At 63.3% G+C, this 15,867-nt stretch carries 9 protein-coding genes; 5 read left to right on the top strand and 4 right to left on the bottom strand.

The genetic code is table 11. From position 1 onward, the window contains the following. Nucleotides 1–64: 64 nt before the first annotated feature. Complete coding sequence (gene glnE / locus BLR26_RS05360) at nt 65–3,001, bottom strand: bifunctional [glutamate--ammonia ligase]-adenylyl-L-tyrosine phosphorylase/[glutamate--ammonia-ligase] adenylyltransferase (RefSeq protein ID WP_093378799.1); 2,937 nt, start codon at nt 2,999–3,001, stop codon at nt 65–67. A gap of 383 nt (nt 3,002–3,384) precedes the next feature. Here glnE and aceE point away from each other — a divergent pair, with 383 nt between their 5' ends. From aceE to BLR26_RS05335, 5 genes are all read left to right on the top strand, one after another. Beyond that, complete coding sequence (gene aceE / locus BLR26_RS05355) at nt 3,385–6,030, top strand: pyruvate dehydrogenase (acetyl-transferring), homodimeric type (RefSeq protein WP_045199161.1); 2,646 nt, start codon at nt 3,385–3,387, stop codon at nt 6,028–6,030. A 13-nt stretch (nt 6,031–6,043) separates the two neighbouring features. Next, nucleotides 6,044–7,675: a dihydrolipoyllysine-residue acetyltransferase gene (gene aceF, locus BLR26_RS05350; RefSeq protein ID WP_093378794.1), complete on the top strand. Its 1,632-nt coding sequence runs from the start codon at nt 6,044–6,046 to the stop codon at nt 7,673–7,675. Nucleotides 7,676–7,973: 298 nt separating this feature from the next. Continuing rightward, nucleotides 7,974–10,667 (top strand): putative bifunctional diguanylate cyclase/phosphodiesterase, encoded by a 2,694-nt coding sequence (locus BLR26_RS05345; RefSeq protein WP_045199157.1) that lies wholly within the window; start codon nt 7,974–7,976, stop codon nt 10,665–10,667. 131 nt (nt 10,668–10,798) lie between these two features. Beyond that, a complete protein-coding gene (msrA, locus tag BLR26_RS05340) occupies nt 10,799–11,467 on the top strand; it encodes a peptide-methionine (S)-S-oxide reductase MsrA (RefSeq protein WP_093378790.1) in 669 nt (222 codons plus the stop codon). A gap of 9 nt (nt 11,468–11,476) precedes the next feature. Further along, on the top strand, nt 11,477–12,109 hold the full coding sequence (locus BLR26_RS05335) for a glutathione S-transferase (protein ID WP_045199153.1): 633 nt from the start codon (nt 11,477–11,479) through the stop codon (nt 12,107–12,109). 150 nt (nt 12,110–12,259) lie between these two features. On the opposite strand, the gene creD is transcribed toward BLR26_RS05335, so the two are convergent. The 3 genes from creD to creB all read right to left on the bottom strand — a co-directional run bounded on the left by creD (nt 12,260) and on the right by creB (nt 15,806). Further along, a complete protein-coding gene (creD, locus tag BLR26_RS05330; protein ID WP_045199151.1) occupies nt 12,260–13,594 on the bottom strand; it encodes a cell envelope integrity protein CreD in 1,335 nt (444 codons plus the stop codon). Nucleotides 13,595–13,689: 95 nt separating this feature from the next. Beyond that, nucleotides 13,690–15,123 carry a two-component system sensor histidine kinase CreC gene (creC, locus tag BLR26_RS05325; RefSeq protein ID WP_093378787.1) on the bottom strand — a complete coding sequence of 478 codons (1,434 nt, stop codon included), beginning with the start codon at nt 15,121–15,123 and terminating at the stop codon, nt 13,690–13,692. Then, nucleotides 15,123–15,806, bottom strand: a complete 684-nt coding sequence (gene creB, locus BLR26_RS05320) for a two-component system response regulator CreB (protein ID WP_045199148.1) — start codon at nt 15,804–15,806, stop codon at nt 15,123–15,125. Before creB ends, creC begins: the two co-directional genes overlap by 1 nt. Between the last annotated feature and the right edge of the window lie 61 nt (nt 15,807–15,867).

Genomic DNA, 15,867 nt, shown 5'->3' with positions numbered 1-15,867 from the left:
CGCCACTCGGGCTGTACTGTGGTCGTGGCAGGCGTCCTGGTGCCTGAACCGCCTGGCCGATGGCTCAACTCAAACCCAGCTGCGACCAGATCCGCCGCACCTCCTGGCGCTCCTGGACGAACTGCCCGGCATCGATTACCCCGGCCTGCTTTTGCAGGGCCTGGCGGTGCGCGGCGGAACGGAACGCCTTGTACACCTCGCGCAGCAGCACGGCATCGCTGGCGGGCATCAGCCCGGCCTGCTCAAGCTCTTCGAGGATGCGGATGTTGTCGGTCCAGCGCAGCAGTGCCGGATGGTCGTGAGACCAGGCCAAAGCGGCGTATTGCACCATAAATTCGATATCGACGATACCACCGGCATCCTGCTTGATATCGAAGGGCACGCCGGCCTCGAAAGCATTGGCCGCAGTCCCGGCGGCGCTGAGCTTGGTGCCGAGGTTGTCGCGCATCTTGGCGCGCATCTCGCTGACCTCGGCCTGCAGCTTGGGCAGGTCGCGGGCCTGGCCAAGGATGCGCGCGCGCACCGCCTCGAACGCCGTGCCCACCTGCGGGCAACCGACCAGCACCCGGGCGCGGACCAGGGCTTGGTGCTCCCAGGTCCAGGCTTCGTTCTGCTGGTAACGCTCGAAGGCGCCCAGGGAGCTGACCAGCAACCCCGACGCACCCGAAGGTCGCAGGCGCATGTCCACGTCGTAGAGCTGCCCGGAGTTGGTCTGGGTGGTCAGCAGGTGAATGATGCGCTGGCCCAGGCGGGTAAAGAACTGCGCGCTGTCGATCGGCTTGGCGCCATCGGTTTCGGCCTGCGGGTCGCCGTCGTGGATGAACACCAGGTCCAGGTCCGAGCCGTGGCCCAGCTCGATGCCGCCAACCTTGCCGTAGCCGACAATAATGAAGCCCGGGTCGCACAGGCTGCCGTCGCTGCGCTTGGGCTGGCCGTGACGGCTGACCGTCTGGCGCCAGGCCAGGGCCAGCACCTGGTTGAGAATCGCCTCGGCCAGCCAGGTCAGGTAGTCGCTGACTTTCATCAACGGCAGGTTGCCGGCGATTTCTGAAGCGGCCACGCGCAGGCTGTGGGCCAGTTTGAAGTGGCGCAAGGCCTCCATTTGCTGCTCGAGATCGTCCTCGGGGATGCGCGTCAGCCGCTCGCGCAGCTCGGCGGCCAGTTCCGGGGCCTGCGGCGGGCTGAACAGGCGGCCTTCGTTAAGCAGTTCATCGAGCAGCAGCGGGAAGCGGGTGATCTGCTCGGCGATCCATGGGCTGGCGGCGCACAGGGTCAGCAGGCGGCGCAGGGCGCCGGGGTTTTCGGTGAGCAGCACCAGGTAGGCCGAACGCCGGGCTACCGCTTCGACCAGCGGCAACACCCGTTCCAGCACCAGGTCCGGGTCGGCGTGCTCCACCGCCTGGGCCAGCAGGCGCGGAATAAAGGCATCCAGACGTTCACGCCCCAGGCGCTGCATGGCCCGCAACTGCGGGCTGACACGCAAGCCGGCGAGTTGCTTGAGGGCTTTTTGCGGGTCGGCAAAACCGGCGTCCTGCAACTGACGGCAGGCGGCCTCTTCATTCTGAGCTTCTTCCCACAGCGGCAGCCATTCGCCGCCGACAATCACTTCGCCTTCTTCATTCTCGTCTTCGTCCGGGTCGGCAATCACCTGGCGAAAGTGCCAGTCGATGCGCCCACGCCAGTGCATCAGTTGGGCATGGAAGCTCGGCCAGTCGGCAAAGCCAAGCATGAAGGCGATGCGCGCGCGGTCCAGCTCATCGTCCGGGAGCATCTGGGTCTGGCGGTCGGCAATCGCCTGGATCGCGTGTTCGGTATAGCGCAGGAATTCATAGCCTTCGCGCAGCTCGGCAATCACCGCCGGCGGCAGGTAACCCTGGCCTTCGAGGGTCGACAGCACTTTGAGCAACGGCCGCTGCTGCAGGCTCAGGTCGCGCCCGCCGTGAATCAACTGGAAGGCCTGGGCAATAAATTCGACTTCGCGGATGCCGCCGGCACCCAGCTTGATATTCTCGGCCATGCCCTTGCGCCGCACTTCCTGCTGGATCAGCTGCTTCATGGTGCGCAGCGCTTCGATCGCCGAGAAATCCAGGTAACGCCGGTAAACGAAGGGCCGCAGCAGGTCCAACAACTGCGCGCCGGCCACTTGGTCACCGGCCACCACCCGCGCCTTGATCATCGCGTAGCGTTCCCAGTCGCGGCCCTGGTCCTGGTAGTACTGCTCCAGAGCATTGAAGCTGAGCACCAAAGCGCCGGCCGAGCCATACGGGCGCAGGCGCATGTCGACCCGAAATACAAAGCCGTCGACAGTGATCGGGTCGAGGGCCTTGATCAGCCGCTGGCCCAGGCGGGTGAAGAACTCCTGGTTGTCCAGCGAGCGCTTGACCCCTTCGGTCTCGCCACCTTCGGGAAAGGCGAAAATCAGGTCGATGTCCGACGACAGGTTCAGCTCCACCGCGCCGAGCTTGCCCATGCCCAGCACCACCATGTGCTGCGGCTCACCGCTGCGATGGCCGATCGGCGTGCCGAACTGCTGGCAATGGCGCGGGTACAGCCAGTTGTAGGCCTGGTCTATACAGGCGTCGGCAAGGTCGGACAGGTCGCGGCAGGTCTGCACCAGGTCGGCCTGGCGAGTCAGGTCGCGCCAGATAATCCGCACCTGCTGGCGGCTGCGCTGGCGGCGCAGGTTGCGCGCCAGTTCGTCCTCGCTCTCGGCGGTCTGGCTGGCGGCAGCGATCTGCGCGCACAACTGGCCCGCGGCAAAGGCCCGGTCGAGTTCGCCACTGGCGGCCAGATCGACCAGCATCGCCGGGTCGCGCAGCACCTGTTCAAGGGCAAAATCACTGGCCGCAGTCACCCGGGCGAACTGCGCCCAGCGTTCGGCGTTCCAGTCAGCAACAGACAGTTCTGGCTGCAGGGCGACAGCCGCACGAAACGATTGCTCGTTACGGCTGACCAAGGCAGTGAGGGTGGCCGGCAGTTCGGCCAGCAAAGGCAGGCTCATGGTCTATCCTTGATCGGCGAGATTGGGTTGGCAGCGAGCGGACCGGGGAACCCTGACCACGGTTGGACTGTCGTACAAAAGTTAGAAATAGCTGTAAAAACTGATTTTCTGGCAGAAACCATCGCAGCAAACCTTTTCTTAACTTGTTTTTAACCACCGGTATCGATTTTTCCCACAACCCGAACTGCGGCCACGAGCCATTTTTGTGTAGTTTTACTACTGCCCGATCACTTCAAAAGCATGAAATGGTGATTCATTTGTAGTAAAACTACACAACGCCGGTACACTCTCCGGTAATCCAAGAATTTTATGTCGTCTGCCCAAAAGGCCAGTCGCAAACTCAGGCAACCGATTCTGGAAGCCTTTCCGCCCTGGAGCAAGCCATGCAAGACCTCGATCCCGTCGAAACCCAGGAATGGCTGGACGCCCTGGAGTCGGTTCTCGACAAAGAAGGCGAAGACCGCGCTCACTACCTGATGACCCGTATGGGCGAGCTGGCCACCCGTAGTGGCTCTCAGCTGCCATATGCCATCACCACGCCATACCGCAACACCATCCCCGTTACCCACGAAGCACGCATGCCTGGCGACCTGTTCATGGAACGCCGCATTCGCTCGTTGGTCCGTTGGAACGCGCTGGCCATGGTGATGCGCACCAACCTGAAAGACTCGGACTTGGGCGGCCACATTTCGAGCTTCGCCTCCAGTGCCACCCTGTACGACATCGGCTTCAACTACTTCTTCCAGGCTCCGACCGAAGAACACGGCGGCGACCTGATCTTCTTCCAGGGCCACGCCTCGCCTGGCGTCTACGCCCGCGCCTTCATGGAAGGCCGCATCAGCGAAGACCAGATGAACAACTTCCGCCAGGAAGTCGATGGCAAGGGCCTGTCTTCGTACCCGCACCCATGGCTGATGCCTGACTTCTGGCAGTTCCCGACCGTTTCCATGGGTCTGGGCCCGATCCAGGCGATCTACCAGGCACGCTTCATGAAGTACCTGGAAAGCCGCGGCTACATCCCTGCAGGCAAGCAGAAAGTCTGGTGCTTCATGGGCGACGGCGAGTGCGACGAGCCGGAATCCCTGGGCGCAATCTCGCTGGCTGGCCGCGAGAAGCTCGACAACCTGATCTTCGTCATCAACTGCAACCTGCAGCGCCTCGACGGCCCGGTTCGCGGCAACGGCAAGATCATCCAGGAACTCGAAGGCGTGTTCCGTGGTGGTGGCTGGAACGTCAACAAAGTGGTCTGGGGCCGTTTCTGGGACCCACTGCTGGCCAAGGACGTCGACGGTATCCTGCAGCGTCGCATGGACGAAGTCATCGACGGCGAGTACCAGAACTACAAGGCCAAGGACGGCGCGTTCGTCCGTGAGCACTTCTTCAACACCCCAGAACTCAAGGCCATGGTCGCCGACCTGTCCGACGACGAGATCTGGAAGCTCAACCGTGGCGGCCACGACCCGTACAAGGTCTATGCGGCCTACCACCAGGCGGTCAACCACAAAGAGCAACCGACCGTCATCCTGGCCAAGACCATCAAGGGTTACGGCACCGGTGCTGGCGAAGCCAAGAACACCGCGCACAACACCAAGAAGGTCGACGTCGACAGCCTGCGTCACTTCCGCGATCGTTTCGACATCCCGGTCAAGGACGAAGAGCTGGAAAACCTGCCGTTCTTCAAGCCTGAAGAAGGCAGCGCCGAAGCCCGTTACCTGGCCGAGCGCCGCAGCGCCCTGGGTGGCTTCGTGCCGCAGCGCCGCGCCAAGAGCTTCAGCATCCCGACCCCGCCACTGGAAACCCTGAAGGCGATCCTCGACGGCTCGGGCGACCGTGAAATCTCCACCACCATGGCCTTCGTGCGGATCCTCGCGCAACTGGTCAAGGACAAGGAAATCGGCCAGCGCATCGTCCCGATCATCCCGGACGAAGCCCGTACCTTCGGTATGGAAGGCATGTTCCGCCAGCTGGGCATCTACTCCTCCGTCGGCCAGCTCTACGAGCCAGTCGATAAAGACCAGGTGATGTTCTACCGCGAAGACAAAAAGGGCCAGATCCTCGAAGAAGGCATCAACGAAGCAGGCGCCATGTCCTCCTTCATCGCTGCCGGTACTTCGTACTCGAACCACAACCAGCCGATGCTGCCGTTCTACATCTTCTACTCGATGTTCGGCTTCCAGCGTATCGGCGACCTGGCCTGGGCCGCTGGCGACAGCCGCACCCGTGGCTTCCTGATCGGCGGTACCGCCGGCCGTACCACCCTCAACGGTGAAGGCCTGCAGCACGAAGACGGTCACAGCCACATGCTGGCCGCGACCATCCCGAACTGCCGCACCTATGATCCGACCTACGGCTACGAGCTGGCGGTGATCATCCAGGACGGCATGAAGAAGATGACCGAAGAGCAACAGGACGTCTTCTACTACATCACCGTGATGAACGAGTCCTACCAGCAGCCAGCCATCCCGGCCGGTGTCGAGGAAGGCATCATCAAGGGCATGTACCTGCTCGAGGAAGACACCCGCGAAGCGGCGCACCACGTTCAGTTGCTGGGCTCCGGCACCATCCTGCGTGAAGTTCGCGAAGCGGCGAAGATCCTGCGTGAAGAGTTCAACGTTGGCGCCGACGTCTGGAGCGTTACCAGCTTCAACGAACTGCGTCGCGACGGCCTGGCCGTAGAGCGCAGCAACCGCCTCAAGCCTGGTCAGAAACCTCAGGTTACCTACGTCGAAGAGTGCCTGGCTGGCCGTAAGGGCCCGGTCATTGCCTCCACCGACTACATGAAGCTGTTCGCCGAGCAGATTCGCCAGTGGGTTCCGAGCAAAGAGTTCAAAGTCCTGGGTACCGATGGCTTCGGTCGCAGCGACAGCCGCAAGAAGCTGCGTCACTTCTTCGAAGTCGACCGCCACTTCGTGGTGCTGGCTGCCCTGGAAGCCTTGGCTGACCGTGGCGATATCGAACCGAAGGTCGTGGCTGAAGCCATCACCAAGTTCGGCATCGACCCGGACAAACGCAACCCACTGGACTGCTGAGGAGTATTTTTAAGTGAGCGAACTCATTCGCGTACCTGACATCGGCAGCGGTGAAGGTGAAGTCATCGAGCTGTTCGTCAAAGTTGGCGACCGTATCGAAGCCGACCAGAGCATCCTGACCCTGGAATCGGACAAGGCGAGCATGGAAATCCCTGCTCCCAAGGCCGGCGTGGTCAAGAGCCTGAAGGTCAAGCTGGGCGACCGTCTGAAAGAAGGCGACGAACTGCTGGAGCTGGAAGTCGAGGGCGCCGCTGCTGCGGCCCCAGCGGCTGCCGCCCCTGCCGCAGCGCCTGCTGGCGAAGAAAAACCTGCTGCTGCCCCGGCCCCGGCGGCCCCGGCCGCAGCACCGGCTGCCGCAACCGTCCAGGACATTCATGTTCCGGACATCGGCTCCTCGGGCAAGGCCAAGATCATCGAGCTGCTGGTCAAGGTCGGCGACAGCGTCGAAGCCGACCAGTCGCTGATCACCCTGGAATCGGACAAAGCCTCGATGGAAATCCCGTCGCCGGCTGCCGGCGTGGTGGAAAGCATCGGCGTCAAGCTTGAAGACGAAGTCGGCACTGGCGACTTCATCCTCAAGCTCAAGGTCCAGGGCGCTGCTGCCCCGGCGCCAGCGCCTGCCGCTGCTGCCCCGGCCGCCAAGGCTGAAGCCGCACCTGCTGCTGCACCTGCTCCGGCTGCCAAAGCCGAGGCCGCAGCGGCGCCTGCCGCTGCCCCTGCACCAAGCGGTGCCAAGGTTCACGCCGGCCCTGCCGTGCGTCAGCTGGCCCGTGAGTTCGGCGTCGAACTGAGCGCGGTTGCCGCCAGCGGCCCGCACGGTCGTGTGCTCAAGGAAGACGTGCAGGTTTACGTCAAGGCCATGATGCAGAAGGCCAAGGAAGCTCCAGCCGCCGGTGCCACCGGTGGTGCAGGCATCCCGCCGATCCCGGAAGTCGATTTCAGCCGCTTCGGCGAAATCGAAGAAGTGCCGATGACCCGCCTGATGCAAGTTGGTGCCACCAACCTGCACCGCAGCTGGCTGAACGTGCCACACGTGACCCAGTTCGACAGCGCCGACATCACCGAGCTGGAAGCTTTCCGCGTAGCCCAGAAGGCCGTGGCCGAGAAGGCTGGCGTCAAGCTGACCGTGCTGCCACTGCTGCTCAAGGCGTGCGCGCACCTGCTCAAGGAACTGCCGGACTTCAACAGCTCGCTGGCCCCGAGCGGCAAGGCGATCATCCGCAAGAAGTACGTCAACGTCGGCTTCGCGGTGGATACCCCGGACGGCCTGCTGGTCCCTGTGATCAAGAACGTCGACCAGAAGAGCCTGCTGCAACTGGCTGGCGAAGCGGCGGCCCTGGCAGAAAAAGCCCGGACCAAGAAGCTTTCGGCCGACGACATGCAAGGCGCCTGCTTCACCATTTCCAGCCTCGGCCACATTGGCGGCACCGGCTTTACGCCGATCGTCAACGCGCCGGAAGTGGCGATCCTCGGTGTCTCCAAGGCAACCATCCAGCCAGTCTGGGACGGTAAAGCCTTCCAGCCGAAGCTGATGCTGCCGCTGTCGCTGTCCTACGATCACCGCGTGATCAACGGTGCTGCTGCTGCGCGCTTCACCAAGCGCCTGGGCGACCTGCTGACCGACATCCGCACCATGCTGTTGTAATTGCTGTTTCCTGTCTCCCCTGCCGGGGGAGACAGGCTCCCTTTTCGAGCTGCCACGCTCGTACCTCAACCCCGTCATTTTGGCGGGGCTTTTTTTATCTGCTGGAAAGGTCCTGTGGAAGTGGGCTGAGCCCGCGATGCGCTGTGTCCGACTTAAGATTCCTACGCCAATGCCGACACAGTTAGTACGGAGGTCTCTGTATCGCTTGTCAGCCTCAAGCGCATGATGCAACCTTGCCGACACGCGTAGTAGCAGATTGCTCTATTTGCGCGAACAGCCTTCTTGAAGCGAGCTCTCGATGAAAAGCCAACCTGATGCCGCCAGCCGTATGGTGGCCGAGGTCGTGACGCAGTTGCCCGTGCCCTCGCGGCTCGGGATGCTGCGTTTCGAGCGGCTGAACGAGGCGAGCTGGGCGCTGCTCTATCTGGACCCTGGTTGCGAACGGCAATTTGGCCTGGCCGCCGTCGAACTCTGCGCCCTGGTCGGCTCGCCCTACGCCAGCCTGATGGAGCCCGAAGCGCGCTACAAACTGCACGACGCCATCCAGCTGCAACTGGCCCAGCGCCCGCATTACCTGGTGCGCTACACCCTGCACACCGGCCAGGGCCCGCTGCACCTGCTGGAGCTGGGCGAAGCCTACAAGCAGCACAACCGCCAGCTGCTGCGCGGTTACCTGATGGTCCTCGACAGCCAGCCGGGAGATACCCCGGACCTGTCGGCCGCCGACCTCGAAACCCGCAACAGTCGCCTGCAGATCGCCCTGCAGCTCAACCAGCGGGCCCAGCAGGAACAGCTCGAGCACCTGGAGCGGGTGCGCGCCCAGCAGGACCTGATCCTGCACCTGGCGCGCCATCGCTACAGCGCCAGCAACTCGCTGCTCGAAGCCGCCGAGCTGATCACCCGCAGTGCCTGCGAGATCTACAAGATCGACTGCGCAAGCATCTGGTACCTGGAAGAGCAGCAACTGCAGCCGATTTCGGCGTTCTACCGTTCGACCCAGGAATACCGCCTGCCCGAGCCCATCGACGCCAGCCGTTTTCCCGACTACCTTGAAGCGCTGCACACCAGCCGCGCCATCGACGCCCACAACGCCACCCACGACCCGCGCACCCGCGACATGGCCGAGAGCCTGCGCCCACGCGATATCAACGCCATGCTCGATGCCAGTATCCGCATCGATGGCCAGGTGGTCGGGGTGCTGTGCCTGGAGCAGACCGGCTCGGCGCGGGCCTGGCAAACCGATGAGATCGCCTTTGCTGGCGAGCTGGCCGACCAGTTCGCCCAGGTCATCAACAACCACAACCGGCGCACCGCGACCAATGCCCTGCACCTGTTCCAGCGCGCCGTCGAGCAAAGCGCCAACGCCTTCTTGCTGGTCAACCGCGACGGTGTGGTCGAGTACGTCAACCCAAGCTTTACCGCCATCACCCAGTACAGCACCGATGAAGTCCACGGCCACCGCCTGTCGGAGCTGCCGGCGCTGGAAAACCTCAGCGAGCTGCTGTTCGACGCGCCGTCGAGCCTGGCCATGGGCAACAGCTGGCAAGGCGAGTTCAAGAGCCGGCGCAAGAACCTCGAGCCCTACTGGGGCCAGCTGTCGATTTCCAAGGTGTTCGGCGACAATCGCGAACTGACCCACTATATCGGCATCTACGAAGACATCACCCAGAGCAAGCTGGCCCAGCAGCGCATCGAGCGCCTGGCCTACACCGACAACCTGACCAGCCTGGGCAACCGCCCGGCGTTCATCCGCAACCTCGACGAGCGCTTCGCCCGTGACAGCGACAGCCCAATCAGCCTGCTGCTGGTGGACATCGACAACTTCAAGCGGATCAACGACAGCCTCGGCCACCAGACCGGCGACAAGCTGCTGATCAGCCTGGCCCGGCGCCTGCGCAACAGCCTGAGCCCCGGCGGCAGTCTGGCGCGCTTTGCCAGTAACGAATTCGCCGTGCTGCTCGAAGACACCGACCTTGAAAGCGGCCAGCAGGTGGCCCAGCAACTGCTGCGCACCCTCGACAAACCGATGTTCGTCGACAACCAGCTGATCAACGTCACCGGCTCCGTGGGCCTGGCCTGCGCGCCGCTGCACGGGCGCGACCCGCAGACGCTGATGAAGAACGCAGGCCTTGCCCTGCACAAGGCCAAAGCCAACGGCAAGCACCAGGTCCAGGTGTTCACCGAAGCGCTCAATGCCGAGGCCAGCTACAAGCTGTTCGTCGAGAACAACCTTCGCCGCGCCCTGACCCAGAACGAGCTGGACGTGTTCTACCAGCCCAAGCTGTGCCTGCGCAGCGGCCGCCTGCTGGGCCTGGAAGCGCTGCTGCGCTGGAACCACCCGGAAAAGGGCATGATTCGCCCCGACCAGTTCATCAGCGTCGCCGAAGAGACCGGGCTGATCATCCCCATCGGCAAGTGGATCGCCCGCCAGGCCTGCCGCATGAGCCAGACGCTGCGCCTGGAGGGCCTGGGCAACCTGCAGGTGGCGATCAACCTCTCGCCCAAGCAGTTTTCCGACCCGGACCTGGTCGCCTCGATCGCCAATATCCTCAAGGAAGAAGCCCTGCCCCCGCACCTGCTGGAGCTGGAGCTGACCGAGGGCCTGCTGCTGGAAGCCACCGAAGACACTCACCGCCAGCTCGACCAGCTCAAGCAACTGGGCCTGACCCTGGCCATGGACGACTTCGGCACCGGCTATTCGTCGTTGAGCTACCTGAAGAAATTCCCGATCGACATCATCAAGATCGATCGCAGCTTCATCCACGAAATCCCCGACAACCAGGACGACATGGAGATTACCTCGGCGGTGGTGGCCATGGCCCACAATCTCAAGCTCAAGGTGGTGGCCGAAGGCATCGAGACCGCCGAGCAGCTGGCCTTCCTGCGTCGCCACCGCTGCGATGTCGGCCAGGGCTACCTGTTCGACCGGCCGATTCCGGGCAGCGAGCTGATCACCAAACTCAAACGCTATCCGCGTGGCCCTATCGCCTGACAGCGGCGCTTGTCTCGGGCAATATAGGTTCATTCGGGTCCCATCGCGGGTCAAGCCCGCTCCCACAGTGGGAGCGGGCTTGACCCGCGATGGGGCCAGCCTTGCCTACCCCAATCAGCAGAGGAACGATCATGGTCCTGCGCTCGGAGATTCTGGTGAACAAAAACGTCCTGCCCACTGCCGAACAGGCCTTGCCTGGCCGCGAAACCCCGATGACCCTGCCCGAGAAGCATTTTGTCTTCAAGGACACCCCGCTGCTCGGCCCGTTCTTCGAAGGCGCCATCGACTTCGCAATCTTTGGCCTGGGCTGCTTCTGGGGGGCCGAGCGGCGCTTCTGGCAGCGTGAAGGCGTGGTCAGCACCGTGGTCGGCTATGCCGGCGGTTTCACCCCCAACCCGACCTACGAAGAAGTCTGCTCGGGCCTGACCGGCCACACCGAAGTGGTGCTGGTGGTGTTCGACAAGGACAAGGTCAGCTACCAAGAGCTGCTGGCGATGTTCTGGGAACTGCACAACCCGACCCAGGGCATGCGCCAGGGCAACGACATCGGCACCCAGTACCGCTCGGTAATCTACTGCACCAGCCCCCAGCAACTGGACGAGGCACTGGCCAGCAAGCAGGCCTACCAGGCCGAACTGAGCAAAGCCGGTTTCGGCGAGATCACCACCGAGATCGAGCAGGCGCCGACCGTGTACTTTGCCGAGGCCTACCACCAGCAGTACCTGGCCAAGAACCCCGACGGCTACTGCGGCATCGGCGGTACCGGTGTCTGCCTGCCACCGAGCCTGCAGGGCAACTGAGGGATCGACATGTCCGCACCAAGCATGACCCTGTTCCATTCGCCGGCCTCGCCGTTCGTGCGCAAGGTCCTGGTGGTGCTGCACGAAACCGGGCAAACCGACCGGGTGGCGCTGCAGACCGTCAACCTCACCCCGGTCGATCCGGTGGCCGAGCTCAACCAGGGCAACCCGGCCGGCAAGATCCCGGCCCTGCGCCTGGCTGACGGCAGCGTGCTGCACGACAGCCGGGTGATCTGCGAATACCTCGACCTGCAGCATGTCGGCAACCCGCTGATCCCCCGTGACGGCTGGCCGCGCTGGCATCGCCTGACCCTGGCGTCGCTGGCCGATGCGATCATGGATGCCGCGGTGCTGACCCGTTACGAAACCTTCCTGCGGCCCAAGGACAAGCAATGGGACAGCTGGATCGAGGCGCAACAGGACAAGATTCGTCGTGGCCTGAGCAACCTTGAGCAGCAGCATTTCGCCGACCTTGCCTCAGGCTTCGACATCGCCGCCATCGGTGTGGCCTGCGCCCTGGGTTACCTCGACCTGCGCTTCCCCGACTTCGGCTGGCGTGAGCAACAGCCGCAGCTGGCGGGGTGGTATGCGCAGGTTTGCCTGCGTGAATCGATGCGCGCGACTGACCCTTCGATTGTCTGAGCCGGCCTTATCGCGGGGCAAGCCCGCTCCTACGTGCGTGGTAGGAGCGGGCTTGCCCCGCGATGCTGACTTCTGCCTCCCAGCGCACGAACAGCCTGGCGATTTTCATCGCCAGCACTGCCCCCAGATACCTCTCCTCGCGCAAGCCGCTCACGACAGCTTCACCTGGCCAACCCCATACCAGTCCAGGCGACGGGTCAGGACCATGAACACACCCAGCAGCGCGAACAGCAGCAGCGAACCCATCAGCAAAGCGTAATCCTCGGCCGTCAGCAGACCGTAGAGCATGCCGTAGAGCATCGCCAGGCCCAGGGCAAAGCCCATGCCGCGCAACACGCTGTGCAGCACGTGGCACAGGTAGAAGCCGATCAGCAACACACAACCGCTCGCCGACAAGGCATAGGCCATGGCAAAGCCCAGGTGTTCGGACAACGACAGCAACAGCAGATAGAAGAATGCCAGGGCCACGCCCACCAGGCCGTACTGGATCGGGTGCACGCTCAGGCCCTTGAGCACTTCGAAGAGGAAGAAGCCGGCAAAGGTCAGGGCGATGAACAGCAGCGCATATTTGATTGCCCGCTCGCTCTTGAGGTACTGGTCCACCGGGTCGATGAAGCTGACCCCGAAAGCGCGACCGTTGAAGGCATTGCACTTGTCATTGACCACGCACTGGGTCAGGGCGTCTTCGAGGTTGGTGGAGAAGAACGAGGTCTGCCAGCGCGCCGAGAAACCACCGGCATCGATCTTGCGGCTGACCGGCAGGTAGTTGCCGTCAAAGCTCGGATGCGGCCAGTTGGCGGCCATGGCCACGCTGGTGCTACGCCCTACCGGCACCACCTGCAGCTGTTCGGTGCCTTGCAGGCTGAGGTCGAAGGCATAGTTGAGCACGCTGGCGACCTTGCCATCGACACCGGGCAACAGTGCGTGCACACCACCACTCATCCAGCCCAGCTTGGTGCCGGCGGCAAAGTCCAGGCGCTGGTCGTTGAGCTGCAGTTGCAGGCCTTTTTCGATGCCGCGGATGTCGCTGATACCGACGACCAGGAACGCAGGTTCGAAGCGGTAATCCTCGAAGTCCTCGGTAATGCCCCAGTTGGCCGGGATCTCGAAATGGCCGTTGATGTGGCTATTGGCGTGAAACAGGCGCGCTTCGTAGATACCGCGCGAACGCAGCTCGGTGTCGATGCTGGCGTTGAGGTCGAAGGTTTCCGGGAGGAAATACAAATGACCGTTGACCTGGCTGATTTCCTGGAAGCTCTTGCCCTCTTCGGTCTTCCAGCGCCGTTCAATCTTGCGGTACGGCACCACCAGCATCGGCCCGGTAATCTGCTGGGCGAAGCTTGAGCTTTCGGCAATGTCGCGCACCACGCGATCGCGTTGGTACTGACGGTCCTGGATCAAGCCGCCGATCATGAACAACGGGATCAGCAGCAATACGATCAAAAAGCCGATCACGGCCAGTTTGTAACTCAGTTTGCGGTGCATGGACAGGACTCCGGTTTCGATGGGCAGAGTCTGCGCAAACGAAATGGAGCCCTTGCGGACTTATGTGGAGCCTGTGTGCAGACTCTGTGAAGTTTTCAGCCCAGGCGCTTGGCCGGCAGCCACAACCGTACGCGCACGCCGTCCTCGACGTTGGCCACTTCCAGCGCGCCACCATGCAGCTGCATCACCTCTTCGACGAAATTCAGCCCCAGGCCGGTGCTCTTGCGCCCACTGAACGGTCGTGGCAGCGAATAGAAGCGCTCGCTGAGCCGGCCCAGGGCGTAGTCCGGAATCGACTCGCCCTGGTTGAACAGGCTCAAGGCCACGCGGCCATCGCCGTGCTCCAGCTCGAACACCAGCAAACCGCCTGGAGGGGTGAAGTCCAGGGCGTTGTCGAGCAGATTGGCGATGGCCTGGCGCATCAGGAACGGGTCACACAGCAGGCGCGCGGCCGCGGGCAGACGCTGACGCACCTGCAGCTCGGCGCTTTCGATCCGCGCGCCCTGGGCCAGCAGCAACTCGTCGACCAATGCTGCCAGCGGCACCTGTTGCTGTTCTTCCAGCGCTTGCATCTGCTCGACCTGAGCCAGGTTGAGCAGGCGTTCGATCAATTGCTGCATACGTGCGCTTTCGCTTTCGATATTGCCGGCAAAACGCTGGCGCTGTTCGTCGCTCATCGGCCCCTGGAGCAGCTCGCTGGCGCCGCGAATCGCCGCCAACGGGCTTTTCAGCTCGTGGGTCAGGGTGTGCACATAGCGCTCGACGTAATCCTTGCCTTCAAGCTGGGTGCGCATGCGCTCCACCGCCGCCGCCAGTTGCCACAACTCACCACCGCGATAATGCGGCAGCGCCGTGCGCTCGCCTTCACTGACCGCCTGGGCGTAGCGCGTCAGGCGGCGCAGCGAGCGCGCCAGCCACCACGACAATGCCGCGCCCACCAGCAGGCCAAGGCCGATCAGGCCCAGGCCGAGGTACAGCAGGCGCCGCTCGGAGCGGTCGATATAGGGTTGCAGCGATTTGTTCGGCTTGGCCACGGTGATCACGCCGATGATCTTGCCGTCATCGAGGATCGGCGCCGCCACGTGCATCACCGACGAATCCGGATCGTCCGGGTTGCTGCGAGTCGAGCGTGCACCGTATTGGCCGCGCAGGGTCAGGTAGACGTCGTTCCAGCGCGAATAGTCCTCGCCTACCGCCACGCCGGCCGAGTCGAGCAGCACTTTGCCCTGGGCATCGGTGACATAGATGCGGTGGTTGACCTGGTTCTTCGACAAGCCCCAGATATCGGCCTTGGGCTGGCGCTGGCCGTAGGCGCGCAGCAGCACCGGCAAACGGCTCTGGCCAAGGGTGCCGGCCTTGACGTCGTCGTGGAGGATTTCCGCCAGCAGGTTGGCGGTGTCGACCAGGGTTTCTTCGGTGGACTGACGCACACCGGGGCGGATCTGCTCGCGCACAGTGCTGAGGATGAAGTAGCCGGTCAGCCCGACGAACAGGAAGTACACCAGGAAAATCCGGATCCCCAGGCGCATCAGCTATGGCTCGGGCTGTAGCTGTAGCCCAGGCCGCGGTGGGTCTGGATCGGCTCGGCGTCGGCAGCCACCGCACGCAGCTTGGCGCGCAGGCTCTTGATATGGCTGTCGATGCTGCGCTCGTAGCCGGCATCGGCGGCGACCCCGACGGCATCGAGCAGTTGCTCGCGGCTGAACACCCGCTCCGGTTGCTCCAGCAGGCTTTGCAGCAGGCGAAACTCGTGGCGGGTCAGGCTCAGGGCCTGGCCACGGTAGTGGATCTGCATGCGCAGGGTATCGACCTGGAACAGCTCGGCGGCGCTCACCACAGGTTCCGCGCGCGGCGCCATGCGCTTGAGGATCGCCCGCACCCGGGCCGCCACTTCGCGAGGGCTGAAGGGTTTGACCACGTAATCGTCGGCGCCGATTTCCAGGCCCACCACCCGATCGATTTCGCCATCGCGAGCGCTGAGGAACATCACCGGCACCTCGCTGAAACGGCGCAGTTGCCGGCAGGTTTCAAAACCGCTGATGTCCGGCAGGCCAATGTCGAGGATGATCAGGTCGGCCGGGCGCTGGCGTTGCTGCTCCAGCGCGGCGCTGCCCAGGGTCACCCACTCGGTGCTGTGACCGTCGCCTTGCAGGGCGAAAATCAGCGTATCGGCGATGGCCGCTTCGTCTTCGACAATTAAAATGTGGGGCATCTGGAGCGGCAAGCCTCAAGCGACAAGCTTCAAGAAGAAGCGGATCGCGTGAAGTTACACT

Origin of the sequence: Pseudomonas sp. UC 17F4, from assembly GCF_900101695.1 — a bacterium.
GTDB lineage: Bacteria > Pseudomonadota > Gammaproteobacteria > Pseudomonadales > Pseudomonadaceae > Aquipseudomonas.
This window is presented reverse-complemented; position numbering and strand designations above follow the sequence as displayed.